Origin of the sequence: Rhizobium freirei PRF 81 (assembly GCF_000359745.1) — a bacterium.
Classification (GTDB): domain Bacteria; phylum Pseudomonadota; class Alphaproteobacteria; order Rhizobiales; family Rhizobiaceae; genus Rhizobium; species Rhizobium freirei.
Map to the genome: position 1 here is coordinate 59,101 of NZ_AQHN01000086.1, position 26,536 is coordinate 85,636.

Genomic DNA, 26,536 nt, shown 5'->3' on the forward strand with positions numbered 1-26,536 from the left:
CGAATGCGACGCGCCTCTGTCACGTAGAGTGCCGAGAGCGCATTTCCGACCTGACGAACGACATAGGCTTAGAACTTTTTCATCTCGATATTGTGCCGGCGCAGAGCATAGCCGACCTGACGGGGCGTGAGGCCGAGCATACGAGCCGCTTTGGCCTGAACCCATCCGACTTTCTCCATTGCCTCGATCAGCCGGTCCCGCTCTGTGAGGCGCGGTGATAGGGCTGGGCAAGCCGGACCATTGGGGTCGCAGGCCTTGAAGGGCGCTACCTCGGGATGCGAGACGCTGCCTGGTTGGGTAGAGAGCGGCGATACTGCCGGCGTTGTTCCACCCCGAGTGAGCTCATCGATAGGCTTACCCTCGCGGCCGCCGCCGTCGCCTTTCCAAAGACGAGCCGAAAGACATTGGTTGTTCTGGCACGCAAAATCCGAGGGAACGATCGTCTTCGAGCGCGCCAACGTCGCCGTCCTACGCACGCAATTTTCCAGCTCGCGGACGTTCCCAGGAAAATAGCATTGCGAAATCAGGTCTAGCGCCTGCGCCGTGAAGGCGTGCTCGCGATTGTTCTCCCGGTTGAAACGGTCGAGAAAGACTTTTGAAAGGCGCGAAATGTCTCCGGGCCGCTCTCTGAGTGGTGGCAAGACGATCGGCACGACATTGATGCGATAGTAAAGGTCGGCTCTGAACTCGCCATTTGCAACAGCCGCCTCGAGGTCCTTGTTGGTTGCGCATACGAGTCTGATGTCGACTTTGAGGGTCTTGGTTCCGCCAACCCGCTCCAGCTCGCCTTCCTGCAGCACGCGCAAAAGCTTGGCTTGAAAGGCAGGCGAAATTTCGCCAATTTCATCAAGGAGCAGCGTTCCGCCATTTGCCAATTCGAAACGCCCCGCGCGCTGCGATACAGCACCGGTGAAAGCGCCCTTTTCATGTCCGAAGAGTTCCGATTCCAGGACACCTTCAGGCAGTGCGGCGCAGTTCAATTTGACAAAAGACTTCTTGCGGCGAGGGGAAAGCTCATGAATGGCCTGTGCGAAAAATTCCTTGCCAGTGCCGCTTTCACCCCGCAGAAGCACTGTGGTATTCGTCATAGCCACCGCAGAGACGATTTCCAACACCCGCCTGACTGCAGGGCTTTCTCCGACGATCCAGTCGACTTTGGCTCTTGAGTTTTGGCTCGGATCATTCCGTCCCCCTTCGGCGGATTTCCGGTGCAGCTGGATGATTTGCGGACCGGACGTGCTCAGGGCTCGGTGGAACGCGATCGTCTGGCCGATAAGATCGGCGACCATGGTAAGGAAGCGAATATCCTCGTTGTGACGCAGTTCAGTGGCGCTGTCCCTGAAGCGGTCGATCCATAACGTCCCGACCAGTTTGTGCGCAGCCCTCAAAGGAACCCCGATAAATGTGATGGGGATCGTGTCGCTGCTCAAAGACGGCTGAGGGTCAGCCCGAAAAAGTTCGGATTTACTGGTCTCCCTTATCACCAGCGGCTGTCCGGTCGTCACGATCTGATCCATTGCAGCCGGTGGGATGGTGTGGCGTGCGCCGGATTGACGAGAATCGGCGACGCCGGCCGACGCGGTAATTTCCGGCTCCCCTTCGCTCGCCCATATAACGATTGCCCCATGACGCATTCGCAAAAACGTGGGGAGGATATTGGCGACCTTGACAAGCGTGATCTCCAGCGGGGCAGCGGCCGTTAGGAGCTTCGATATTTCGTAGATCCCGCTGCAGGAGATTCCGACTTCAGGCGTTTTGCTGGATACCCCGGGCAAAGGTCCAACTTCATCGACGCAATCGCGTAGAATGCGGGTCATTTTCAACACCCCTAGCTGTGTAGAATGCCCCCATTCCAACCACTGTTTGTGCTTATTTGTATAAGCGGAAACTCTAATGGTAGTTTCTGAAATTGCAAGCTGGTTCCTGTCAAAATTGATGCAGCGCCTGGCTGTGACGACATAATGTGTTTTTCAAAAGTTTAACAATAAATTGTTCACCCGAACTTGAAGAGAACACCAAAGCCGCCTCGTGGATAGTTCCACGTGATGTCCCCACTTGCCTCACACAGCACCCTGCATGTGCCGCACTCCATGCAGCCGTCGGCGGCAATCTCCACTTGGCCTTTGTCATTCAGTTCATAGCATTTTGCCGGGCAGATGCGTGTTAGCGCCAAAAGGTTTGCACTCGGATGCTCGTGCGGCCGCACCTTAATGTGCGGGCGTCCCTGATCAACCAGATAGCGATTCTGGAAAAGCTTGTCCTCAACACGCAACTTCGTCACTGCAACGGTCATCCTATTTCTCCTTCAACGCCAAGCCAATGCCAGACGCACCGCGTCGCTGACCAGCCCCCAGCGCGAACGCGCCTTTATGAAAGCGGCCGTTGTCGCCCTTTCATTTTCGATCTTCGGCGTACCATCGACACGCATGAAATTTTTCGAAGCTTCAGACATCAACTTCGGGTATGTCATGAAGAAATTGCGGGAATTGGTATGAAGTAGGGCCGGCATGTCTTTGTATTTCCTAAGATCTTTAATGACAAAGGAATCGTCCAGCATCGTCTTGTATAGTGCGAGGTTTCTTTTGGTCATTCGACCTCCGCGGCTCTTGACCTCGAAAATAGCCTCCCCGGCGATGCGACCTGACGTCATGGCGAGATTGGAACCTTCGCGGTGAACGGCATTGTTGAGCTGTGCTGCGTCGCCGACAACGACCCAGCCATCGCCGAAGAGCGCGGGAATTGCCTTGTACCCACCTTCGGGAATGAGATGAGCTGCATATTCCTTGACTTCCGAATCCGCGATCAGATGTTTGATCGACGGATGGTTCTTGAACGCTTCGAGCAACTCGTAAGGGCTTTCGCACGTTGCGGCGAAGTCGGAGACGAGGCAACCGATGCCAAGAGAGATCGACTCCTTATTGGTATAAAGGAAGGCGAGCCCGGCCATGCCGCGGGAGATGGTGCCGGCCGCCTCGATCACACAACCCTCGTTGCCATGAAGACCGAAGCGCTGATCGATCACGTCTTCTGGCAGAAAATGTATTTCCTTGACAGCGAGAGCCACGCTCTCCGAAGTCGGCGTCTGACGCAAACCGGCCCGGGCGCCGAGCAACCCATTGGCGCCTTCCGCAAGAACGACCGTGTCCGCAAGTATGACATCGCCAGTACGGTCAGTGCGCACGCCGATCACCTTGCCCCCTTCCTGGGCAAGTTCTGTCGCCGTCGTCTCGCAAAGGACTGTCGCTCCCGCCTCACGCACCTTACGCGAAAACCAACGGTCGAACTGAGCGCGAATGATTGTATAGCGCTCTGGCGTCGACTCGTTGAAATCATCCGATCGGTATTGGATCCCAACGTGGGATGTGTCATCCATCATCCAGAAGCGCTGCTCGACGAGATGCCGCTCAAGAGGCGCATCATCTCGAAAATTCGGGATGATTTTCTCCAGCATGTTCGCGTACATGATTGCGCCCTGGACGTTCTTTGAGCCCGGATACTCGCCACGCTCCAATTGCAGGACTTTCAAGCCACGGCTCGCCATGGTGTAAGCAGCCGCATTCCCGGCCATGCCCGCGCCAATCACGATGGCGTCAAACTTTTCCCCGCTCATAACCCGTGCCCCCTAATTCGCAAGCTTATCGCGACTGTGCGGCGACAGCCGTTGGGTGAAAACATCAGTGAGGGCCGGCAAGAAGCGGATCGCATCCGTCACGACGCCAACGTGGGCGAAGTCGAAAATCGGCGCGTTCGGATCGGTGTTGATCGCCACAATGAGATCAGCGCCCTCGACGCCAACCCGGTGCTGAATGGCGCCGGAAATCCCGGCCGCTATATAGAGCTTCGGCCGGATAGTCTTACCCGTTTGCCCGATCTGCCGATCAGCCGGCATCCAGCCTTTCTGGACCAGCGGCCGTGAACAGCCGTATTCGGCTCCAATTACCCGCGCGAGATTCTTCGCCAGCTTCAGGTTCTCCGATGTTCCAAGACCGAGGCCGCCGCCCACCACCACATCGGCATAGGCGAGATTGGAATTTGTCGATTGCACGTCGGAAATGAACCCGAGGACTTTGGTGACGATCTCCTCCTCGACCATCAGGACCCCATGCTGAATGACGCAGCCGATAGGCTTGTTCGTGCGCTGCGGCATCGCCATGACCCTTGGCCGCACTGTCGCCATCTGCGGTCTGCAGTTGAGCGTGTAGATTGTGCATAGTAGAGAGCCGCCGAAAGTCGGCCGCGTTGCGGCAAGCGAACCGTCCGCATCCACATCGAGTTCGGTGCAGTCCGCGGTGAGCCCCGTCAACAAGGTCGTCGCCACGGAACCGGCAAGGTCGCGACCAAGCGTCGTCGCACCGAGAAGCAGGATCTCGGGTTGGTAAGTGGCGACGAGATTTGTCAGAGCTTTGGTGAAGGGCTCGTTCCTATAGTCTTCGAGCAGGGGGTTCTCCACCAGATACGCAACGTCGGCGCCATAGGCAAACGCCTCTGCGATGGCCAGCTGCGTGGCGTCCCCCGGAGGTCCGAGCACGACACCTGCGAGTTTGACGCCAAGCTTGTCCGCCAGCTTGCGGCCTTCTCCCAGCAGTTCGAAGGAGACGGGATGGACATTTCCGCGCTCCACTTCGATGAAGACCCAAACATGGCGGTAGTCTTTGAAATGATCGGGCAGTTCTTTCTTCATTCCCGCGCGGCCGACGGCTGGGCGCGGTATTTCTTGATTTGCGGTCAACGTCATGGCTCCTTGCCGTTATGCGCTGGCGTCGAAGGCGAGTTCGTGTTCGAGCGCCGGCTGACGGGCGAAGATTTCGACAATCAACTCATCAGCAAGATCGCCGAGCGCCTTATCGGTGGTGGTGATTTGCTCTGCCTTTTCCGTCCTTACTGTCGGGGCAAAGACGCGTTTGACGACCGTCGGCGAACCACGCAGTCCACACTTGCTGAGGTCCTCGATGCCGGCGTCGCCCGCGCTCCATTTTACGATCTGACTGCGTGCGGCACGTAGCGCGTCATCAAGCGAGCCGCGGCGGATTTCGTTGGTGCCTTCCAGCATAGTGATGAGGCAGGGAAGCCTGCCATGCAGCATCTGGGTACCGCCTTCCGAACGGCGGTCGACCTTAATTTCGCGTGCATCAAGATCGAGGGAGCAAATCTTCGAAACGTAAGTGAGTTGCAGGAGGTCGAGGCGCTTAGCAATGCCCGGCCCGACTTGGGCAGTGTCGCCGTCGATGGTCTGCTTGCCCGTGAAAACGATGTCGGGGGCGCCGAAGGTCTCGCCGATTTTTGCAATCGCCTGCGACAAAGCAAAGGAAGTCGCCAGGGTATCGGATCCCGCAAAATAGCGGTCGGTCAACAATACCGCCCGATCCGCACCGTAAGTGAGCGCCTTGCGCAACGAATCCTCTGCCATGGGCGGCCCCATCGTGAGCACGGTGACCTCGCCGCCATGCACGTCACGCAACCGCAGTGCTTCTTCAAGGGCGAATAGATCGTAAGGATTTATGATGGTCGGCACACCCTGGCGCATGATCGTGTTCGTTACAGGATGGACGCGAATCTGTGCGGAGTCCGGCACCTGCTTGATACAGACTACGACGTGCATGTGGTCTCCTAGCTGCTGTTAAATGGCGGGTTTGGCGCTTCGTGTCCTCTAAAGCACTATCTGTGCCAAGGTTTTTGAATGTGGCATCCCTTTGAAATTTCAATGATTTATGCTGAGGTGCCGACACTGGACTCGCCATTGTCGGCTTCGCGACATCGTTCAAGCCGGAACCATGTCGCATTCACTCCCTGCCGAAACGCTTCAAGATAGAATCGAATGGCACGAACGTGTGACCCGGTTGGGCAGGCTTGGCCGGATTGTGATCGTTGAGCACCTTGAAGACCCGGTGCGCAAGTGGCGAGGACGTCGCAAAATCTTCGTAGGCGCGTTCAAGCATGGCGCGTGCTCTGGCAGCAATCACCTGTTCCGGGAGATCGGCGAAATCCTCTTCGGCGAGGTATTGTCCCATCCGCTTCATGATGTGAAGCCGCGAGACGTCAAGCACCTTCGGATCATAGGCGACGTCAAGCAGCGCGAAAAACTCCTCCGCGGCAGACAGATTTTTCAACCGCGCGAGGATTTCGGCCGTATCGCTGGTTCGACTGGCGTTGCAAAAACTGTTCATAACATTCTCCCCGTTTGGAACGATGCTCTGTGGTGCTCCGGTGCGATGACCCGCGGTCGCGAAAGCCCCGCAGGAAAAGTGCTCGCTCTTACGGCTACAAGTGGCTTTGCCAGTCCGAGCTCTTCTGCCTCGCAACAGCGACGAACATCGCCTGGTTCCGTCAAGCCAGATCGAGTCTTCAGAAAGTGAACCGCTTCATGAGGTGTTTCCGTCCGTCTCCGTAGGCTTCATAAAAGCCAAAGGTCTTCGCCGCTTTGCCGGCGTCGGCTTAAACGAAGAACCATCTCGTAAACTGCCGACGATTCCGGGTAAGACATCGAGCACGCGATCTATATCCTCCTCGCAATTATCACGCGACAGGGAGAAGCGAATGACCCCGTGGCTCGAGATATCGGGAATGTTCATCGCGGTCAGGACATGGCTCGGCTGCGGCGACTGAGAAGTGCAAGCCGAGCCGGAAGAACAGGCGATGCCATAGCGGTCGAGGAGAAGCAGTAAGCCATCACCGTCGACTTGGTCGAAGGCGATGTTGGAGGTGTTCGGCAACCGCTTTTGCTTATCGCCGGTGACGAACGCATCTGGGATGCGCTGCAGAAGCCCTCTTTCCAGGCGATCTCGCAGCGATCTTACTCGTCCGTTCTCTTCCTTCATGAAGCTCGACGCAAGTTCAGCGGCCTTGCCGAGCCCGACGATGCCAGCGGTATTTTCCGTGCCGGCGCGCCGGTCGCGCTCCTGATGTCCCCCCTTGATCATCGGATCGAAGCGCACGCCGCGCTTTACCCAAAGCGCACCAATCCCTTTGGGTCCGTGCAGCTTGTGGCCCGAGAGCGACAACATGTCGATCGCACTCGATTTCAGGTCCATCGGCAGCTTGCCGACCGCCTGCACTGCGTCTGTATGGAAAAAAGCGCCAACTTCCTTGGCCAACTTAGCGAGGTCAGCGACAGGAAAAATCGCGCCCGTTTCATTGTTTGCCCACATGATCGAGACGAGTGCAACATGTGGGGTGAGGGCAGCCCGGTATGTGCGCAGGTCGAGGCGACCATGCCGATCGACTGGAATCCTGTGCACCTTTATGCCACGCGTCCTCTCAAGGTGCGCGCAGAGCGTTAGCACGGCCGGATGCTCGACTGCGGACGTCACGATCTGTGTGCGATCGGGCATGATTTCGAGCGCTGACAGGATCGCTGCATTATCGCTTTCCGTGCCGCCGGAGGTAAAGACGATCTCATGCTCGAACTCTGCACCGATCAAAGCTTGCAATCGTTTGCGCGCGGTCATTATCGCGGCACTTGCCGAGGCACCAAAACTGTGACTGGACGAAGGATTGGCAAATTGATCAGTAAAGAACGGCAACATCGCTTGTACGACTTCAGGATCAACTCGCGTCGTTGCATTGTTGTCGAGATAGACAGATCTCATGGAAGCGATCCTCAGTTGGCGGAGTGACCTCGGGTAGGCTCCGTCGTTCACTGCTCGGGCAAGAACAATCGCCGCAGCGTTCGATTGGTCGAATTGGCTGCAGGAACGTTATCTGGCAATTTCAGGCTCCGGTGAACTTTGTTCAGGCGAGCTCCAAGCATCCTCGATCCGCGGCGACATGCCGCCGAAAAACCCCGTCGGTTACAAAGATATTTCTTGGACCTCGAGTACGCTGCCTTCCTTTGTGCCTGCCGACAAACTCGTCTCTGACCTAACGAGGCCTTCAATGAACAGCGCCGCAGGGACCGTAACAGTCGCTTCTTCGACAGCTGTGAAGCATGTGACCGGATCGCGCGACTTTGCGCCACACATGAGGCAAACGGCGACGGCGAGGTGGATGGCGGCCGGTCGACAACATACGTTAAGTCGCAATTGATGTTTCGAATGGCTTCATAGGCGCTCTTGCCCACAATAAATTCGATGAACTCGGACGAGCAGGCGATCGCGAAACGGGTTCGGAGCGACTGCAGTGTTGCGGCACTGATCGCTTCCGTCGGCCGATCGAATCCCATCATTAATTCAACCGCATCCCCAGATGCGACCTTGTTTTCAGATTTGGCTGTTTGCAGAATGCGGGCGCCCTTGTGATCGCAAAATGATGTCTTGAGCTTGCCGCGATACTTCCGCATGACTTTTCACACCAACCCCGGATGGTCAGGCAAAGGACTTGCCACAAGCGCACATCTCTGCCGCGTTGGGGTTGTCGAAGACAAATCCTGAGGACTCCAGCCGTGTAACGAAGTCCACCGTCATGCCGTTGACGTGTGGTTGAGAGCCTACGTCCACGAACAGTGTAATCCCGCCTGTTTCGATGATCGCATCGCCCTCGCGTGGGCCGCTCTCCGGTCCCATCAGGTATTTGAGCCCGGCGCAGCCGCCGGTCTCGACCGCGATGCGCAGGCCTTCGGCCGGCTCGTCCGCTCGGCTGAGCGCAATCTTCATGGCGGCAACGGCGTTCTCTGTGAGCGTGATCATAAATATGGTTCTCATTGGTCGTCGGGAAATTTGCAAATGACCTTGCATGTGCCGTGCCAAAGAGAAAAGCATTGAGCAGGCGTCGGATCTTCCGCTGGCAATATGCATGCGCATGCCCGACAATGCCCGACATCACTGAACGTCCAACATCAAAAAGGAGCAGTCACCCGTGATTTGGGGACGCCCGCCAAAGACATCACTGCGCCATTTTCACGCCGTTGCCGTCATCGTAGCTGGGAAAAGGTTTGTAGCAGGCGCACCGGGAAAGGCCCTGGGTACCAACAACGATTGTCTGGTTTGTCGATTAGCCGACATTTTGCGTTGGCCAATCTGTATTTGCACGCTCATCACGTTGTTGAGAAACTCCCGGAGAGTTGTGCCGACGCTGTTTATCGCCAGGCTGGCATAATTTTTGAAGCTTTCTCGTCATGGCCGCTATAGCTGCAGGCGACCTTGATCAATGAAACGAAGGAGCAAAAGCGCCGTGTCAGATCAGCATCAATTCCAGATCTTAAAGGGAAAGAGCATCAGTCCCAGGATACTAATGTCTGATCGGTGGCGACATTCACAGTCATCCAATGCCAGGCTATGGCTGCGAATGGGCTTGGAGATAGACTTTGACGACTATGTACTTACCTGTGTCTTTTCGCGAGCGCTTCAGGAGATTGAAGCTGGCCAGGCGTCGGCGACCGAGGCGACCGGGCTTTCTCGCGCCGAGCTGCGGGACATCCTGACACGAAGTTTTCATGCCAAGCTCATCGACGCCTTTTTTCCGGAAGAGGCGAGCGATCCAGAGCTCGGCACGGAGGAAGAGCTCCTGCGTGACTTGCTACTTTCGCATGCCCGTCCAAACGATCCATTCAGCGCCCGGTTTGCTAAAATCATTGCCCGCCGTGCCCTGCGCGACGACCATCTATGGCAGGACCTTGGTCTATTTGACCGAGCCGAGCTTGGTCGGTTGTTTGCCATGCATTTTCCGACGCTAGCGGCAGGCAATACCAACAATATGAGGTGGAAGAAGTACCTTTACCGCAAGCTCTGCGAGGCTGAAGGTTTCTCGCTCTGCGCCGCTCCCAGCTGTCAGGAATGCAGTGATTTTAACGCGTGCTTCGGCCCCGAAACGGATGAAGCCCGTCGTTAAGTCGCTTTCGCGAGCAGTGCAAGATCGTCAGCGCTTGGTCGGCGCCTATACAAATCCCGCACGGATCTCTCGACGACGTTGAACGGAAGAGGGGATATTCATTGCTTCCCGGTATTTTGCGACGGTGCGGCGCGCAATATCGATCCCGCTTTCCCGAAGTTGGGCGACCATATTGTCGTCGGAGAGCACACTGTCCTCCGTTTCCGCGGCGATCATTGCCCTGATGCGATGGCGGATCGCTTCGGCCGAGTGTGCCTCGCCGCCTTCCGAGGATGCAATCGCGACCGTGAAAAAATACTTCAGTTCGAACACGCCGCGAGGGGTGAGCATGTATTTGTTCGAAGTCACACGGCTCACCGTCGACTCATGCATCTCGATCGCGTCGGCGACAGTCTTAAGATTGAGAGGCCGAAGATAGGCAGTGCCGCGTTCCAGAAAGACATCCTGCTGGCGGACGATTTCAGTTGCTACCTTAAGGATCGTCTTGGCCCGCTGATCGAGGCTGCGAACCAACCAGTTCGCGTTCTGGAAGCATTCGTTGAGGAATGCCTGATCACCGGTATCATGCGCGGTCAGACGAGAGACTTCGGCAAAATAGGTTTGGTTGATGAGCACCTTGGGCAACATCTCGGGATTGAGTTCGATCTGCCACCCGCCTGCGGTCGAGGGCAGAACTCGAACGTCCGGTATGATGGCCTCCGGCCGTCCCGATTGGAACCGGTTTCCGGGCCTCGGATCGAGTGTCCGGATCTCATGCAACATGTCGAGAAGGTCGTCGTCGTCGACACCGCAGCGCCGCTTCAATGCGCGAAAGTCACGTTGTGCAACCAACTCAAGATTTGCGACCAGCGCTTCCATAGCAGGGTCGAACCGATCTTGCTGCCGTAACTGTATCTCGAGGCATTCCCTAAGAGTTCGTGCAAAGATTCCAGGTGGATCGAAATCCTGCAAGGTCGCGAGGACTCGCTCGACGTCAGCCTCGTGGACACCCAGCCTTGCCGCCAGCTCTGATAGGTGCACCTGAAGATATCCAGTGCTTTCCAGATGATTGGCAAGCGCACCGGCAATCAGCCGATCTCGTGAGCTGAATGCTGTGAGGGCGATCTGCCGGGCGACATCGTCGTGCAATGTTTCAGTAGAAGCAGCAAACTCCTCGAAGCCCGGCGGGTGCTCTGACGACGCGTTGGCGGAACTTCGAATTGATTTCCATTCTCCAAGTGGCTCGGGAGCCTCGAGCCTTGTCGGCGCATCAACCTTGCCATCGTGTGTGGCACTATCGGGCCTGTTCTCCGAGGTCGAGACGACATCGTCAGAGGCGATGCCGTCACTTGAAGCCAGTTCTAGAAACGGGTTCTTCTCCAATTCCTGCTCGATGAACTGATGCAGTTCGCCATGCGCCAGTTGCAGCAAGCGAATAGATTGGATGAGCTGAGGCGTAATAACCAGCGATTGCTTTTGGCGCTGGAGAAGGTTTGCTAAATACTGCATCCTAAGAGAGAAACCCCTATCGATCTTGGTACTTCGTCGCGCGAATTTTTCATTTTATGAGGCTTCAGTCCTCCGGTGGTTATGCTGCGGCCGTGGCCTTCAGCGTTTCCAGGACGTTTTGCGGCGATGAAATGCCGTAGGGATCGGTTTGACAGTTGTCCGAGAAGCCTTCTTCCTCAAACCACTGCTCTACCACGCCGTTATCGACCAGCGCCGCGTAGCGCCAGGAGCGCATTCCGAAACCGAGATTGTGCTTGGCAACGAGCATGCCCATCTTGCGAGTAAATTCTCCCGACCCGTCAGGGATGAGCTTGACGTTGAGAAGCCCTACGGACTTGCCCCAGGCGTTCATGACGAATGCATCGTTTACGGAGAGACAGTAAATCTCATCGATGCCCTTCTTTTGAAACTCCCCATAAAGCCTTTCGAAATCCGGTAGCTGTTGGTTGGTGCAGGTGGGGGTGAAGGCGCCTGGCAGCGAAAACAAGATGACGCGCTTGCCGCGGAAATAGTCGTCGGATGTCTTGTCTTTCCACCGATAAGGGTTCGGCCCTGGTAGGGCCTCATCGCGAACACGCGTCCGGAATGTGACGAAGGGAACCTTCTTTTTGATGTTCATCTAACTGTTCCTCATACCGACAATTGACGCGATGTTTGGCGATTGCGGCTGCATATCCGATCTCGGTCGATATATATTGATCAAGCAAGCGCCATGCCATTTGCCTTAAATGCAGAAAATCATTGTACTGCCGGAAGGAGCCTGGGTTTGAGTAGGAGCGCCTCCGACAAGGGCGCTGACCCAACCTTCTCACCTCGAATGACCTCCGCCGCGGTGACATCGGTTGGGTCGCTTGTTATCGGCAAGCGTCCGATGTTCGCAAAAGACGGAACCGTTTCGGATAGTCATGTCAGATCCTTGAACGAGCACCGCCGGCAGGCTTTGACGTGGCCGCCGTGCTCGCGTTCTTAGGCATAGCGATTTGCCGAGACAGCTCTTCTCATTGCACCGACTGATGTGCCGCTGTTGTTGCTCTCGATCATATCCAGATCGGGACGTGCGCCACCCTCCAGCTCTTCGGCAAGGCGCCCGCGTGTCCGGTCGCAATGAGATTAAAAGTTCGTGCCGTGTCATCGCTATTGAATGATTAGGTTCTCCCTCGCGGGGTCATTCGCCAACCTTTTGATGTGCGAAACGGGACAAGAATGTCGGGAGACCGACGATTGGATTACAAGGCCTGGCCGCCGGCCGGGGCAAGTCGTGCAGTGCGGCCGCCCGCGCTCATCCGGCATGCAACTTGCGTCTTTGATTGTTCGCTGCGCTTGGAACTTTCCGATTTTTGATGGAGCATGACATGGATCAAAAGGTTTTCGTTCCAAAGAGCATCGGGGCGATTGAGGATCCGACGAAATCGCTCCGCGATCTGATTTCCTCCCCAGACCTGACGCACCTGATGGGAGCGCATGATGGGCTTTCCGCGGCGGTCGCCATGCAGGCGGGCTTCAAGGCCATTTGGGCGTCTGGCCCGTGCATTTCGAAGAGCCTCGGCTATCGCGACGTCAAGGAGGCAAGCTGGACACATTTGATAGAGGTGATGGAACGAATGGCGGACGCCAGCGGCCTGCCGATCCTCGCTGACGGTGATTCCGGCTTCGGGAACATGAATGGCGCGCGGTTAATGACAGCAAGGCTCTTGCAGCATGGTGCCTCTGGTGTGTGCATCGATGATAAGAGCTTCCCGAAAATGAATTCCTCTGTCGGCAATCGTCCTCCGCTGGACGATATCGAAAAGTTTTCCGGCCGCCTAAAGGCGATTAAGGATGCCACGGGAAACGACCTCGTGCTTGTCGCTCGCACCGAAGCCTTGATCGCCGGTTACGGTCTCAAGGCGGCACTATTGCGCGCGGACGCCTACGCGAACGCCGGCGCCGATGCAATCCTGATCCACTCGGGGGAAGCGAAGACGCACGAGGTTCTCACCTTTGCGAAGCAATGGAAACGGCTTCCTATCATGATTGCGCCTTCGAATTACTATCGCACAGTCATTTCAGCGCATCATGAGGCTGGCATCTCGAATGTCGTCTGGGTCAACCATGCGATGCGTGCAGCGATTGCAGGTATGCGGGCCGCGTACAACTGGATCATCGCCGAAGCAAGCGCCGGGCCGATTGGGCAGGAGGTCGCGAAGCTCGACGACGGACCCGCTGCGTTATGGTGAACCGTCTTCGGCGAAAATCGGTATCTCTCTGCGCGCGTGATTAGCATTTGTAAGCTGAAGCGGTCAGCCTCGGTACGGTGTCTGCGGAGCCCGATCCGGACGACTTAATGAGACACTTTCCCGCCGAGCTGATGACAATGTGGCCGATCGGCAAGGATGTGGGCTTTGAATGACCGCCCCGATATCATCGAGCCTATCGAGGATGCGGAGCCGCCGTCACTGTGATCGGTGACGAGATTTTGAAAGAACGTGCCGCAGAAAGGTACCACGATCGTCCGTTTGAAGTCGGCATTATCGTTAACTAAGCAGAACATGATGGGACCCTTTCATTTGTGGTGATGTAGGTCGCTCTCACATGCTTTCCCTCGGTCCAATCACGCAGCCGGTTTGGATGGGTGCCGTTGATAACGACCCCCGCAGCACCCCGCAATGACATGAAATGAGCTGCACAAGCATCGACTGACGCATGACCAAGCTCGGCAAGATCGTGGGCATCTATTTCCTCGATCAACGCCCCCGGATCGTGAGTTGCCGCATTGCGATAGACGCCGTCTACATCGGTCAGAATTGCCAGTAGCGGAGCATTGGTTACCCACGCAATCCACGCCGCCACAGCGTTAGACGTTATGTCCAAACTCCATTCGACCGAATCCGTTGTGAAGAGCATGCGCGAGGCAAGCAGAACCGGAATTTTGCCAACCTTTGCCAGGCTCCGACATTCGCTCAACGTTGCAGACGGAACAAGTTTCGAAGAGAAGGCACGATTCGCCAGCAAATATCCTGTCTCATCTTGGACAAGAGCGCACGCGTGATGGGTCATCACCGATGGGGGAGGATATAGGTCTTCAACACGCTCAATCGCCTTGTCGTTTAAGTCTCCGCCAGGAACGACCAAAATTCGATGTCCACGCTCGACCAAGCGCTCGAGTTCGGCGACAGCCGTCCTAAAAACCGACAGATCATGCATGAGGCTTCCGTGGAACTTGACAACTATTGAAAAGCCGCATGGGGGAAGACTTTGGGTGAACATGCCTGAACCTCGCCCTGCCACTGTGAAGGCGCCATGTAGGTTTTGCGGGCTTCTCGATGTCAGATGGAGAACTGAGACCTTCTGAAAAGCCGCAGCGTACAACTGCATCCGTTCAACGCCATTTGGGAGAGCAAGCTCGATTACGTTGAACCTAATGTCGAGAAGTTTCGTCGCGTTTGAAAAGTCGCTCTTCCTCCATTTCTCCGCAATTCTTCACCGAACGATGTTGGAGACGTCTCGAACGTGCTACGGCTCTTTGTCCGGGATGCTCAAGCTGACGGGCCTTTCATTTAGCTGTAGGCCTACATGATCCAGTGTTCCACGCAGCGACCAACGAGAGAAATATGTCTCGGCGGCTCTCACTGCGTCGCAACAACCTCAAAAACCATGCCAACTTTGCAGAGCGAGCCCGCGAAAAGTTTTCTCAATGTTTCCTACCGACTTAGGGCTGAAGATAGCGAACACCTCAGAGGCGGCGTCGTGAAGATTCAAACGCACACACTGTCCAATTCGTCAGATAACCGACACGGGTTTTGTTAAGTCAATTTCTCGCCGTCCCACGCTAAACATTTGAAATTGACGAACGAAACCATTCCGTCCGGCGACACGGGTCGCGTTGGCGTGAGATTTGAATGGGATGGGTGCTGGAATGGCGATGCTGACCTGTAAACGATTATTCGATCCGGTCGGCAGGAGAAAAGGCGGACCGTATCAAATCGTCCAATCGGATTTTGTCAAAGAAGAGAACAATGGAAGCCAAAAGAGCGAACGGTCTGACGTGCCATATTCCCGACAACTTTAAGCCGCGGCTGAGCGAACTTACGGACGTCGAACCAAACGACGGTTTGACAGATGAGAAGCATATTGGCGGGCCGCCCCGTGCCAGGTGCAAAGTGTAGCATCTCCTCGATGATCCGCCGGCTCCGAATATCCTGGCGCCGTTGCGGCGTCGCTCAATGTACGAATGCCTCTTCCCATCTTGAAATTAGCGACAAAGCGATGCGCCACGAACAAATTACCGAATTACTTGATCGGGAGGCGATCCGTGATTGTCTTTATCGATACTGTCGCGGGATAGATCGGGCAGACGAGGCGGCGCTGCGCAGTGCGTACTGGCCGGATGCGCATGACAATCACGGCGCTTATTCGGGCTCGGCAGAGGGGTTCATAGAGTTCGCGCGCGGTGTCTTCAAGACCGAACAGCGCAACATCCATCAGATCACGAACATTCTGATCGAGTTCATCGACCCGGCGGAGGCTGCCGTCGAGAGTTACTTCACTGCGCTGCAACGCGGACCGGACGGGGCAAGGACACTACGTCAGGTTCTCTTGTGCGGCCGTTATTGCGATCTGTTTCAGAAAAGGGAAGGTGAGTGGCGCATCGCCGAGCGGACTGTCGTCTACGATTGGTTCGAGGAACAGCCCGCGCCAGTGACCTCCGAGACGGAGCGTTTCGGTCTCCGGCAGCCGATCGGGGCATCATATCCAATCGATCCGGTCTATGCGCTCTTGAACCGTCGTTTTCTTCAGAAACGTGAAGGCCACATGGCGAAAACGCCTCGGTGATGAGCGGTTTCAGATCTTCGTCGGCGGCGAAATGGAAACGTGACCTTTCTGTCTACCGCCATGTCGGGATGGTTGTCCGGAAAAAAGGTCCGGGAAACGGTCAGGAGAATTCCTCATGAGAAAGCAACGCGTCGTCATCATTACAGGCGCTGCAGGCGGGATCGGCCGCGCACTCGTCGACGCTCATCTCAATGTCGGGGACATTGTTGTTGCCGCGGACCTCCCGGACAGCGGTGTGCTTGAACTGGCTCGCGGTTTCGGCGCTGCGGATCTCGGACTTGAATTCGATGTCTCACGGGAAGAGGACATCCTTGTCCTTTATGAGCGGATCGACGCGCAGTTCGACCACATCGACGTTCTTGTCAATAACGCGGCGATGGGGCCCAGCATGGCCGCGACCACGCAGACCCCCATCGACGACTTCCGACGCGTATTGGCGGTAAATCTGATCGGGCCCTTCCTCATGGCTCGCGAAGCCGCACGGCGGATGCAGCCAGGTGCTGCGATTATCAACGTCGCCTCGATGGCCGGGATAATTGGCAATCCAAAACGCAACGCCTACGCTGCTTCGAAAGCGGGCCTTATCTCGATTACGAAGTCGCTCGCCTGCGAGTTGGCTTCACTTGGCATCCGCGTGATGGCAGTGGCGCCGGGCTATGTGCGAACGCCGATGGTCGCGCAATTGGAACACGCTGGCCAGACGAACTTAGAGGCGGTGCGCAGCCGTGTGCCGATGGGGCGCATGGCGCGTCCGGACGAAATTGCACGAGCCGTGCGGTTTCTCGCCAGCCCGGATGCGCACTGTATCAACGGCACGGTGCTGACAATTGATGGCGGGTGGATGTCCTTCAACCAGCCTGGCGACGCGCACCCGCGAGTAAGCGAAATACCACAAGCCGAACTTTCCCGTCCGCCACAATCAACCAATAAGCGGATTGTCCTCGTCACGGGCGGCGCGACCAGCATAGGCGCGGCCGTTGCTCGCCGCTTTGCAGCAAATGGCGATACCGTCGTACTTGCCGACATAAACGGCGCCGCGGCGGCGAAGTTCGCAAAATCCCTCGGCGGCGAGCACATTGGAAAATCCGTGGACATTGCAAGCGAAATGCAGGTGGTAGCACTGTTCGACGATTTGCGGGAGCGGTTCGGGGGGCTTGATGTCCTCGTCAACAGTGCCGCTTGGCCCGACAGTTGCAAGTCGGGAGTTGAGCAAACGCCTGCCGAGATCGCGCGCGTCATTGATGTCAACCTCACCGGTGCCTTCACCTGCGCGCGTGAGGCTATCAAAATGATGCGGCCCGACGGGGTAATCCTGAATATCGGATCCATCAACCGCTCCCTGACGATTGCCCAGCGCCATGCATATGGCGCATCAAAGGCGGGCTTGGAAATGCTGACCCGCTGCATGGCGGCCGAACTCGGGCCGGTTGGCATTCGGACTGCGACGATTGCTCTTGGCTTCATTCACACACCTGATAGCGCACAGAACGCGATCAGCCGCCGCAACCCAGCCCTTGGCGGGGGGCAGTTCGAAGGCATGGCAAACGCCGCGTTCTTCCTAGCTTCGCCAGATGCTTCATACATCAACGGATCGACCCTCTACGTCGGCGCCGGCTGACTTCGGACAATGTTGTATTCTACCCACGATCGGAAGCATTCACGGGAAATCGAAAACGACACTGTGTGCCAAACGGCATCCGGAGCGTCATCGAATTTGACAGTTTTAAGGAGCACTTGCGGCCGGGGAACGGCAAGCGATTTTGTTTCAAAGCCCCGAATATCAAAAAAGCCGATTGGATCAGTAGCCACGGATACATGCCCGCTGACCATTCGCGAATGGACCCAACGTGAATGAGGAAACGTTATGGAATTTGCGACCTTCATCCTTGCCTCCCAGCGGGGCTATCATCAATCGGCCGACAGAATCATCCGCAACTCAATCGAACAGGCAGTCCTTTCGGAGCAAGCTGGCTTCAACACCGCATGGTTTGCCGAACACCACTTCAACAACTATAGCCTCGTTCCATCGCCGTTGATGATGGTGGCCCATTGCGCCGGCCGGACGAACTCCATCCGCCTCGGCACTGGTGTTTGCGTATTGCCGCTTTATCAACCGCAGCGCCTGCTTTCCGAGATAGGTTTCGCCGATATCGTTTCGAGCGGCCGCCTGGAGCTTGGCGTCGGCTCTGGATATCAGCAGTTTGAGTTTGACCGCTTTGGTGTCGATATCGATGAGGCGCCCGCTGTCTTTTCGGAATATCTGGACGTCCTTCTCAAGGGCCTCACGCAAAAGATTTTTGAGCACAATGGCCAATATTTAAAGGTACCACCGACGGCGATTTCGGTGCGGACTATCCAGAAGCCGGCCCCCCCAATCTGGATCGCTACGGCGTCCGGATACAACATGGGCCGGGCCTATCGGGAAGGACACAATCTTTTCGTCACGGCATTCCACGATGGCTTGGGCGCTTTAAGCAAGCTTCGCGAGAGCGTCGAGAACGCGGCACTCGCAAAAGGTAAGGATGCCGCGGATGCCAAGATTTCGCTGTTGCGTTGTTGTTATGCCAGCGATAACGAAACGGAGATCAACAGCTATCTCGACAACGCCCGTTTCCAGCGCCGGCTATCGGAAGCGCTTCATCAGCGCCGCCAACAAACCGAGGACGGCTATCTTCTGCAGGAAACCCCGACCAAGCAGGACCTGTCGTTTCAGACGATGCGCGACAATCTACCAATCGGCAGTGTGAATCGGGTGATCGATCGCCTGCTCGAAGAGATCAGTGTGCTGAAGCCGTCCCAGATCGCAATTCACTGCCAATTGGGCGATTTCGATCATCAGGCGATGCTGCGGCAAATCGAACTCTGGGGAGACAAGATCATCCCGGCTGTCAACAAGTCGCTCGGTCATGCGCAGCCATGACCGGATAACCCCTTCCGAGATCACAGAGCAATTTTTGATGATGAACCGTCTGGATATCACTGAAGTCGGTCTCGGTTCACGGCGAACGGCCCTCGCTGACGATCCGGATCTCTGGCCAGAAGAGACGGCGATTTAGAGCCTGACCGAAAAAGAGTTGAGTGAAATCAGTCATTTGTGATTCTGTTTGTTTGCTTAGGACGAACGGAGACCACAATGGGTTGGACTGATTTCACCCGTCGGCAATATGCCCGACGCGCGAGTCGTTATGCAAGTGATCTGACGGACCGGGAGTGGGGGTTGATCTCGCCTTGCCTACCTGGGCCAAGGCGTTTGGGCAGGCCACGGAGAACCGATCTTCGCGAGGTCGTGAATGCGCTGCTTTATATTGCTTCGACGGGTTGTCAGTGGCGAATGCTGCCAAAGGACTTTCCACCGTTTACGACAGTTCAAGCCTATTTCTACGAATGGCGGGCAATGGGTTTATGGGGCCGGATCAACCATCGTCTTGTGATGGAGACGCGCGAGCTGGAAGGTCGGCAAGCCTCGCCGTCCGCTGGCGTGATCGACAGTCAGAGCGTGAAAACCACAGAAAGCGGCGGGATTTCGGGCTATGACGCCGGCAAGAAGCTCAAGGGGCGAAAGCGCCACATCATTGTCGACACGCTGGGGCTGATGGTCGGCCTGATAGTGCATGGCGCGGACATTCAGGACCGTGATGGGGCATTCGGTCTCCTGAAATCGATCCGCCACCGCTGGCCCTGGCTCCGACATGTTTTCGCCGATGGCGGCTATGCGGGCGACAAGCTGAAGGGGAGATTGGCGAAGTTCGGCCAGTGGACAATTGAAATCGTCAAGCGTTCCGACAAGGCCAAGGGCTTCACTGTCCTGCCGCGCCGCTGGGTGGTGGAACGGACCTTCGCCTGGCTCGGTCGTTGCCGTAGACTGGCCAAGGATTGGGAGAAAACGATCGCCTCCGCCGAGGCATGGATCACAATCGCCCACATCCGCATCCTTACACGGCGGCTCGCAAGATAAAGATATTGCTGAGGTCTTTTTGAGTCAGCCTCTTAGCTCGACTTTGTGCATTATGCGGCGAAGCAAAGCGCCTGCGCCATACGGACAAGTCGCCCTGGCGGTATTTTATGCATTTCCAGGTTTGACGGTGAGTGTCGATAAAGATCGTCGCTCCACAAAACGAGACGCACAGCGCCAATCGCATCTGTGAATGTCAGATCGGTTTTCCTGTACCATGCGGCGGCGTAAGGGCGCGTGCTTTGGCTGAGAACATCTCCCGCCCACAGCGTCACGAGACTATAGAGGGCCAGGAGCGAAGGTGTTGTGCGGATGATGGCGTTGCCATTCCACTGGCGCTGGGTCTCCACACCGAGATGGGCGCGTGTTTCGGCGAACGTCACTTCGATCTGCCAGCGCCGAACGAAATAGGCGATGATCTGGGTCGGCTCGAGCTCGGTATTGGTGCTCATAAACGCCTGCGGTTCGCGGCGGCCGGTCGGGTCTCGAACCAGGACCCAGCGAATTGGCCTTGGTGGGGTTCCCCGCCGATACCACAAGCCAGTGCCTGTCGTGATATCAAGGTGTTTATCGGTTTGTCTGCCATACCAGGTTGACGCGATGACGCGTTGCCAGACGGTCTTGGGATTGTTGAGGACCGCCTTGAGCTTGGGCAAGGGCATGCCTTTTTGTGCGGGCCGCCCGAGCGTATGTTCGTGTCGCGGATCTGGCGGGGTGAACAGACTGGCGTCGAGACGCAGGCGTGTGATGAGGGTGGCTCTGCCTGGTAGCGCTGCAGCCAATGTGTGGACAGCAAAACTGCTGTCGCCAACAAAGATGAGATCGCGTCCAGGCAGCCAGCGGCAAAGCTGCATCACGCCCTGTCTTGCCCAATCCGTCAGCAGTTTGTGCCTTCGTCCCCTCTTTTTGTCGTAGCGCTCTGAGGGGCATAAAAGCGTTAAGACTGGTAGGGCCTTGATGCATTTGGCCCATGGGACCGGGGCAAGAACCATGAAGCTCAACCAGCGCAAGCCGCTGGCTTTGACGAAGTGACCGTGACTGGAGCGCACTGGATCGCGATAAATGCCACGCGCGGCAATCTTTGGTCCCCATCGGCGTTCGATGGTGTCATCCATACCGATCACAATGGGACCATCGGGTACGAGGCTGGCGACAACGACCGATAACAGCCGCGAAGCCAACGTACGCGGGTTCCAACGCGCGCGATTGAGGAGCTGATGGTAGAGGGAAAAATTGCCAGCCTCGGCGCGGCCGGTGATCCGCAAACAGGACGTCACTGTTCGTTTGCCTGGAGACAGGATCGCACCCATCACCAGGACCAGGAGATGCTCCCAGCTGGGTGCCGTGAACCAGGGACGAAACGACGACAGCCACTGGCGAAGGATTTGCGGAACAGGATCACCCGACCCGACGCAGTTCTCATTATGATCGGTCATCCACCGGTTCGAATCCGGTCACGCGAAACAGGCAAGTCAGAGAGACTGCGGCGAATTGATTCACCCCGCTCAAATTGCCTCAAAATGAGAGTGCCGCGCGCGCCACGCTGCCAGTACGCGGAAGATCAGCGCCGCCGCTACAAACCCGAAACTCCAAAGAGATTTTGTACAAAGTCAAGCTTAGACTTTGGCGAACTCGCTACAATAAACTGCCGTAGTGACCATCATCACCCAGCGAGACTGAGTGTCTCGAAGTGAAATGGGCCGCGTACCCCGGCGGAAAAACGCTCGGCGGCGTTCAGAGCCATCTCTAACCTTTCGCGAGGCGGTGAGCTTGATGATGCATAGAGCGCGCCCAGTGCTATTTGCTGACCACATCCACAGGCGTCAAAGCCATCGACCGGCTCAACAACCTGGTAATCATCGTCAATTCTGAAAAGCCTTCCGGCATAGCCGACGAGGAAGGTGCCGCCGCGCTCGACTTCGTCCTGCCGCCGTGCGTAGCCGCCATCTTTCAGGCACTGGCGAAGCGCGTCGACGAAATCCGTCACCATGAAGGCATAGACATCCGTTTCAGGATCTCTTTTGGGCGGCTTGAGCGAATGTGCCAATAGCTGGCCCATTCTGAACGAAGAGGTAAACCCGAAGAGAAAGTCCTAGTTGCGGAAAACTTTGCGATCGGCTCGGAGGGTAAGCGAATAGCCGGCCACACCAGCGCTATCGCCGCCGATGTGAACAGATCCGTCGCTGATCAAACCGACAATGCATGTCATCCGCCGTCGCTCCTCCTGTGGGCTGATTAGTAGAACCCAATGTCGCCACTGGCTGCCGACCATGCTTTGTCGACTTTGCTGCCCCAAGCTCTGCAAGCAAACAGCTTGCCAAACAGCGCCTCGGCCACTGTCAACCGTGTGTCAGCTTCCCGACGGTATTGCCGCTTTCTGGCCGATTGGCGCGATTACCGGGTCTGTGATGAACCGGCACGCGCTCGCCTGAAACTTCAATAAATCTTCGCGATGTTTTTGCTTCGGGGGACGATGTCGGATTTGTTCCGTCCGCGACACCGACGTGTTCGCCAACTGACGCATCCATGCTTGAACCGTTGGGATAGCGGTCATTTCACGCTCTTTGCGCAGCTGGCACGGCTTTTGAAGTTCCTTTGCCAGGAGGTGATAGAAACGATGACCTGTGACGAGATCGATCCGATGAAAGGAGGAGAAAGGCATCATGCCAAGTCTGGCGCAGATCCGCATTAAGTCCAAAAGGACCGTTACCTGCCTGGCATCGGAACGCTCGATTGCTGGAGTGGCGGCGTTCTCATAATTACTCGGCTCGACCAATAGTCGCCAATGAACCCCGCTGGTTTCAATGAACATGTGCTTACCCGACTTTCGCATTCGTCGGATTAGAGTCGCGCAGGTGCGGCGGTGAAACAGCCGTTCTGGCGCCAAATTGAGGACCGCCTTTTCTTTGCCGCGCCAGCTACGATTTTTCCTGCGGAGGTGAGTGGAGCCCTAGTTCTGTGCGAGCTTTCCGCGAGCCTAGACCGAACCGTCTGACGATTGCTCCGTTTGCGGAGATCATCGCCCAGCGGCCACGGGAGCAGTAACGATTTCTGGCAGGGCTAAATCCATTTGGTCGGCTAAAACAGCCACGTGTTTCTCACCTTCGGAGGCTCGGCAACACAAAACCAGGCAAGGACAATACCATCCGTTCTCGGGACAGATCGTACGGCCATCGTGTCCGCCATCACAGACTTACCTCCCCGCACAACGGAGTTCTTCCCGATTAGGAGTTTTTCGCACATGAGTGTTATCGATGCTCGGCCGACACTGAATGCCCCCGATGACGACCCTTATCTCTGGCTCGAAGACATCGATGGCGAGAAAGCTTTGATTTGGGTCACTGAGCAATCGGCGCGAACGCTTTCGCGTTTTGGCGGGCCGCCGTTCGAAGGAGACCGCGACACGCTCGCGGGCATTTTCGACTGCCCTGACAAGATTGCGGGGATCACGCGCCGGGACCGATACCTTTATAATTTCTGGCGCGATGCCGAAAACCCGAGAGGCGTGTGGCGCAGAACAACACTCGCCGCCTACATGGCGGCGGAGCCGGAGTGGGAGATCGTTCTCGACGTGGATGCCCTTGCCAAGGCCGAGGGAAAGGACTGGATATGGGACAGTGCCTCGATCGAACCGGGCAGATGCGAAAGCGCCGTCCTTCACCTGTCGCTGGGTGGCAGCGATGCGGTCGTGCATCGCGAGTACGATCTAACCACGCGAAGCCTCGTTACCGACGGCTTCAATCTCCCGGAGGCCAAAGGCAATGTTGCCTGGCTCGATTACGACACTCTTTTGCTTTCCATCGCTCTCGGCGATGGCATGGCGACGCGCTCCGGCTATGCGCGCACAGTGCGGTTATGGACGCGTGACTCCGATCCGCTCGCCGCACCGGTTATCTTCGAGGCGGGTCCCGATTCCATCCTCGTGTTCGGCTTTCTGGATCGTACCGCCGCAAGCGAACGCGTTTGGTTCATCGAGCGGGGCTTTTTCAGTACGGTCGGCTGGATCGGCGACAGGAGCGGTCCGAAGACCAAGATCGATCTTCCTCGAGATGCTAGCTGGAACGTCTTCGGTGATTGGCTGGCTGTGAAGTTGCGTAACGCATGGACGGTCGGAGGAACGACCCATTCAGCTGACGCACTGATCGGCATCTCCCTGTCCTCGTTCATCGCCGGCGCGCGTAACTTTGCTACGCTGTTTGAACCGGACGAAAGGTGCGCCCTGCAGTCCTTCTTCTGGAACGATGGAAAGCTCGTGGTATCCCTCCTCGACAATCTCGTTCCTCGCTTCGATATGTTCACGCCTGGACGACAGGATTGGACGCACCGAACGTTGGACACCATGCCCGCTGCGACGACTGTTCGAGCCTGGCCCTTAGATGCGGAAGTTCACGAGAGCAATGGGGAAGTCCTCGTCTCGGCTGAAGATCCAGTGACGCCGCCGCAGCTTCTCTTGTTCAATCTTAACGGGGCGCCGCGGCTCGGCGCCCCCGTCGTCCTGAAACGCGATCCAGACAAATTCGATGCATCAGGATTGCTGGTCACGCGTCACGAGGCGGGTTCGACGGATGGTGAAATAATCCCCTATACACAGGTCGGGCCGGAAAACGGAAACGGAAATGCGCCGGTCCACCTCACCGCCTGTGGCGACTACGGCAAATCGGTTCTGCCCCATTACAACTCCGCGATAGGCAAGCTGTGGCTCGAACCCGGCGGCACGAGCGTGGTGGCCAACATCCGCGGCGGCAGCGAGTTCGGTACGCGCTGGCGCGAGGCTGGAAAAAGGGCGAAAAGGCGTCTTGCCCATGACGATTTCGCCACCGTGGCCGCCGACCTGGTGCGCCGGGGTGTCACGCGTCCCGGACGGATCGCTGCCGAGGGCGGTTCAAATGGCGGTCTCCTGATCGCCAACATGCTAACTCGATATCCGGAGCGTTTCGGCGCACTCTTTTGCACAGTACCCGTTCTCGATCTGCGTCGTTACACCAAGCTCCTCGCGGGCGCGAGCCGGATTGACGAAAAGGGTGATCCCGACAAGCCGGAGGATTGGGCCTTTCTCAGTCAAATGTCTGCCTATCACACGGCCGAAGCCGGGCAATTCTACCCGCCCATCCTGCTCGCGACCCGAAGAGGGGACGACCGCGTCCATCCGGGGCACGCACGTAAGATGGCTGCAAAGCTGCAGGCACTCGGCTGCCCCGCTTACTTCTACGAAGCTGAGGTCGGTGGTCATGGTGCCGGCGCGGACGATCGCGAGCAGGCGGCGTTCCTAGCCCTAGGTTACGGTTTCCTTCGCGATGCGATCGGCTTTTCGGAACGTCTGTGACTGGTTGAGGAAAGCAGCAGATCGACTTGAAGCGGCGAGGCACTCCCTCCATCATAAACGGTATCATCGACCCTTAGGTCGCCGCGCGGCAACTGCATGGCAGAAGAGGGCCTGCCAGGAAGGCAGTCGGAGTGCATTCCAACAGGCGAAAGCGGCCTGTCAGAACTTGGATCCGCGCCGGAACGGTTGCTCGTCTAGCGAAGAACCGGCTCTCCATGGAAACGGCGTTTTGATGGTTTTGAGACGCCAAAACCGACCTCCATCATCAGTCGCGGCCTCTGCTTTGCCAAGGTACCCATATGAAAGCCGAAAGGATCCTCGACGAAACCTGAACCCGCTTTGCCGGTCAAAGTGATGGCATTTTCTGCGCCATAGAAATCAAGCACCTCGTGCGCCGGATGGCCAACGAGCAGAGTCAATTGATGCCTCAAGCGCCGACGGTTGTGGCTGCCGCGCACGTAGACATGCGGACCGGAATTGCCATCGACGTCGGAGAGGTAAAAGAAAAACTTCAGCATCCGCCAATCATCAAGATCGAAGTGAAACTTGAAGGAAGCGCGGCTCAGATCCGCATCCGAAGCGTTTTTCGTCGGAAAGCTCCACCACGTCCGCGTGGTGATCAATCTCGCGTTGCCGCCGAGATAATGCCTTGCCACGTCGAGAAGCAGCGGATCTTGCTGAACGGCAACGACGGCATCACATCGTAACGCCCGTTCGTAATGGTGGCCACTTAGTATCGTCCTGCCAAACCACCCCTCGGCTTCGACATGGTCGCTGGCCAAGAAGTCGAACCTTCGGTCGAAATTGCCGAAGCAAGGCGTCTCATGTCCAAAACGGGCAATTTCCTCGCAGATTGCGGTGGGAAGCGTCAAGCCGGCAAAAAGGCCCGTACTTCTCAATTCGGCTGCGATCGTCTCTGCCTTGAGGTCACCAAACATCGAGGGCTTGCGACTTTCCTGCCGCGGCGCTTGTCTTGCGGTCAGCCAATGTGCCTTGCGGAACGGCATCGTGCGTGCCAGCAGGAACATTGGTAGCCAAGCCGGGTTCTCCCGCATATCAGTGAGATAGGTTGGAATTCGAGACACCATCCGACGAAATACCCCGCCGTTGCGCGCGATCTGTTCGAGGTCCTTCGGGTTGGAGTTTGCGGAGCTGAGCATTCGATCGCCTTTCATGGATGATGGAAGTTCCTCCTGCGG

General features: G+C 56.9%; 23 protein-coding genes and 1 pseudogene. 8 read left to right on the forward strand and 16 right to left on the reverse strand.

From position 1 onward, the window contains the following. Nucleotides 1-68: 68 nt before the first annotated feature. The 9 genes from nifA to RHSP_RS26765 form a co-directional block, all read right to left on the reverse strand. Entirely contained in the window at nucleotides 69-1,817 is a 1,749-nt protein-coding gene (gene nifA / locus RHSP_RS26730) for a nif-specific transcriptional activator NifA (protein ID WP_004126033.1), read from the reverse strand. A 176-nt stretch (nucleotides 1,818-1,993) separates the two neighbouring features. Continuing rightward, a complete protein-coding gene (locus RHSP_RS26735) occupies nucleotides 1,994-2,293 on the reverse strand; it encodes a ferredoxin family protein (RefSeq protein ID WP_004126035.1) in 300 nt (99 codons plus the stop codon). Nucleotides 2,294-2,305: 12 nt separating this feature from the next. Continuing rightward, nucleotides 2,306-3,610, reverse strand: a complete 1,305-nt coding sequence (locus RHSP_RS26740) for an FAD-dependent oxidoreductase (protein ID WP_004126038.1) — start codon at nucleotides 3,608-3,610, stop codon at nucleotides 2,306-2,308. 12 nt (nucleotides 3,611-3,622) lie between these two features. After that, nucleotides 3,623-4,735, reverse strand: coding sequence for an electron transfer flavoprotein subunit alpha/FixB family protein (locus RHSP_RS26745; RefSeq protein ID WP_004126048.1), 1,113 nt, complete (start codon nucleotides 4,733-4,735; stop codon nucleotides 3,623-3,625). A 12-nt stretch (nucleotides 4,736-4,747) separates the two neighbouring features. Then, a complete protein-coding gene (locus RHSP_RS26750; RefSeq protein ID WP_004126051.1) occupies nucleotides 4,748-5,599 on the reverse strand; it encodes an electron transfer flavoprotein subunit beta/FixA family protein in 852 nt (283 codons plus the stop codon). Nucleotides 5,600-5,780: 181 nt separating this feature from the next. Continuing rightward, nucleotides 5,781-6,164 carry a nitrogenase stabilizing/protective protein NifW gene (gene nifW, locus RHSP_RS26755; RefSeq protein ID WP_004126055.1) on the reverse strand — a complete coding sequence of 128 codons (384 nt, stop codon included), beginning with the start codon at nucleotides 6,162-6,164 and terminating at the stop codon, nucleotides 5,781-5,783. A 195-nt stretch (nucleotides 6,165-6,359) separates the two neighbouring features. After that, nucleotides 6,360-7,586 carry a cysteine desulfurase NifS gene (gene nifS, locus RHSP_RS26760; protein ID WP_004126059.1) on the reverse strand — a complete coding sequence of 409 codons (1,227 nt, stop codon included), beginning with the start codon at nucleotides 7,584-7,586 and terminating at the stop codon, nucleotides 6,360-6,362. Between the two features lie 47 nt (nucleotides 7,587-7,633). Continuing rightward, complete coding sequence (locus RHSP_RS34025) at nucleotides 7,634-8,275, reverse strand: iron-sulfur cluster assembly scaffold protein (RefSeq protein WP_004126062.1); 642 nt, start codon at nucleotides 8,273-8,275, stop codon at nucleotides 7,634-7,636. Between the two features lie 25 nt (nucleotides 8,276-8,300). Next, entirely contained in the window at nucleotides 8,301-8,621 is a 321-nt protein-coding gene (locus tag RHSP_RS26765; RefSeq protein WP_004126065.1) for an iron-sulfur cluster assembly accessory protein, read from the reverse strand. A gap of 484 nt (nucleotides 8,622-9,105) precedes the next feature. On the opposite strand from RHSP_RS26765, the gene RHSP_RS26770 reads away from it, so the two are divergent. Beyond that, nucleotides 9,106-9,762, forward strand: a complete 657-nt coding sequence (locus tag RHSP_RS26770) for a nitrogen fixation protein NifQ (protein WP_004126068.1) — start codon at nucleotides 9,106-9,108, stop codon at nucleotides 9,760-9,762. Between the two features lie 45 nt (nucleotides 9,763-9,807). On the opposite strand, the gene rpoN is transcribed toward RHSP_RS26770, so the two are convergent. Both rpoN and RHSP_RS26780 read right to left on the reverse strand, forming a co-directional pair. Continuing rightward, on the reverse strand, nucleotides 9,808-11,250 hold the full coding sequence (rpoN, locus tag RHSP_RS26775) for an RNA polymerase factor sigma-54 (protein WP_004126070.1): 1,443 nt from the start codon (nucleotides 11,248-11,250) through the stop codon (nucleotides 9,808-9,810). Between the two features lie 79 nt (nucleotides 11,251-11,329). Then, complete coding sequence (locus RHSP_RS26780; protein ID WP_004126073.1) at nucleotides 11,330-11,869, reverse strand: peroxiredoxin; 540 nt, start codon at nucleotides 11,867-11,869, stop codon at nucleotides 11,330-11,332. Between the two features lie 733 nt (nucleotides 11,870-12,602). Here RHSP_RS26780 and RHSP_RS26785 point away from each other — a divergent pair. Next, nucleotides 12,603-13,466 carry an isocitrate lyase/phosphoenolpyruvate mutase family protein gene (locus RHSP_RS26785; protein WP_240535520.1) on the forward strand — a complete coding sequence of 288 codons (864 nt, stop codon included), beginning with the start codon at nucleotides 12,603-12,605 and terminating at the stop codon, nucleotides 13,464-13,466. A 77-nt stretch (nucleotides 13,467-13,543) separates the two neighbouring features. Further along, nucleotides 13,544-13,691, forward strand: a pseudogene (locus tag RHSP_RS35745) (SOS response-associated peptidase); the annotation flags it as partial. Nucleotides 13,692-13,767: 76 nt separating this feature from the next. Here the strand turns inward: RHSP_RS35745 and RHSP_RS34035 are convergent. Beyond that, on the reverse strand, nucleotides 13,768-14,496 hold the full coding sequence (locus RHSP_RS34035; protein ID WP_004126078.1) for an amino acid kinase family protein: 729 nt from the start codon (nucleotides 14,494-14,496) through the stop codon (nucleotides 13,768-13,770). Between the two features lie 999 nt (nucleotides 14,497-15,495). On the opposite strand from RHSP_RS34035, the gene RHSP_RS26790 reads away from it, so the two are divergent. The 4 genes from RHSP_RS26790 to RHSP_RS26805 all read left to right on the forward strand — a co-directional run bounded on the left by RHSP_RS26790 (nucleotide 15,496) and on the right by RHSP_RS26805 (nucleotide 20,017). Next, nucleotides 15,496-16,062 carry a nuclear transport factor 2 family protein gene (locus RHSP_RS26790; protein WP_004126081.1) on the forward strand — a complete coding sequence of 189 codons (567 nt, stop codon included), beginning with the start codon at nucleotides 15,496-15,498 and terminating at the stop codon, nucleotides 16,060-16,062. A 115-nt stretch (nucleotides 16,063-16,177) separates the two neighbouring features. Further along, a complete protein-coding gene (locus RHSP_RS26795; protein ID WP_004126084.1) occupies nucleotides 16,178-17,680 on the forward strand; it encodes an SDR family oxidoreductase in 1,503 nt (500 codons plus the stop codon). A 246-nt stretch (nucleotides 17,681-17,926) separates the two neighbouring features. Beyond that, on the forward strand, nucleotides 17,927-18,982 hold the full coding sequence (locus RHSP_RS26800; protein WP_004126087.1) for an LLM class flavin-dependent oxidoreductase: 1,056 nt from the start codon (nucleotides 17,927-17,929) through the stop codon (nucleotides 18,980-18,982). A gap of 213 nt (nucleotides 18,983-19,195) precedes the next feature. Continuing rightward, nucleotides 19,196-20,017 carry an IS5-like element ISRtr3 family transposase gene (locus RHSP_RS26805; protein ID WP_004126090.1) on the forward strand — a complete coding sequence of 274 codons (822 nt, stop codon included), beginning with the start codon at nucleotides 19,196-19,198 and terminating at the stop codon, nucleotides 20,015-20,017. A 50-nt stretch (nucleotides 20,018-20,067) separates the two neighbouring features. Here RHSP_RS26805 and RHSP_RS26810 read toward each other — a convergent pair whose 3' ends face one another. From RHSP_RS26810 to RHSP_RS34900, 3 genes are all read right to left on the reverse strand, one after another. Next, entirely contained in the window at nucleotides 20,068-21,450 is a 1,383-nt protein-coding gene (locus RHSP_RS26810; protein ID WP_004126092.1) for an IS701 family transposase, read from the reverse strand. Nucleotides 21,451-21,677: 227 nt separating this feature from the next. Further along, complete coding sequence (locus RHSP_RS26815) at nucleotides 21,678-22,061, reverse strand: hypothetical protein (protein WP_240535522.1); 384 nt, start codon at nucleotides 22,059-22,061, stop codon at nucleotides 21,678-21,680. A 303-nt stretch (nucleotides 22,062-22,364) separates the two neighbouring features. After that, entirely contained in the window at nucleotides 22,365-22,826 is a 462-nt protein-coding gene (locus RHSP_RS34900; RefSeq protein ID WP_028755198.1) for a hypothetical protein, read from the reverse strand. Nucleotides 22,827-23,255: 429 nt separating this feature from the next. Here RHSP_RS34900 and RHSP_RS26825 point away from each other — a divergent pair, with 429 nt between their 5' ends. Further along, entirely contained in the window at nucleotides 23,256-25,337 is a 2,082-nt protein-coding gene (locus RHSP_RS26825; protein ID WP_004126095.1) for a prolyl oligopeptidase family serine peptidase, read from the forward strand. 194 nt (nucleotides 25,338-25,531) lie between these two features. On the opposite strand, the gene RHSP_RS26830 is transcribed toward RHSP_RS26825, so the two are convergent. Then, nucleotides 25,532-26,497, reverse strand: a complete 966-nt coding sequence (locus RHSP_RS26830) for a phytanoyl-CoA dioxygenase family protein (RefSeq protein WP_004126098.1) — start codon at nucleotides 26,495-26,497, stop codon at nucleotides 25,532-25,534. Nucleotides 26,498-26,536 lie beyond the last annotated feature (39 nt).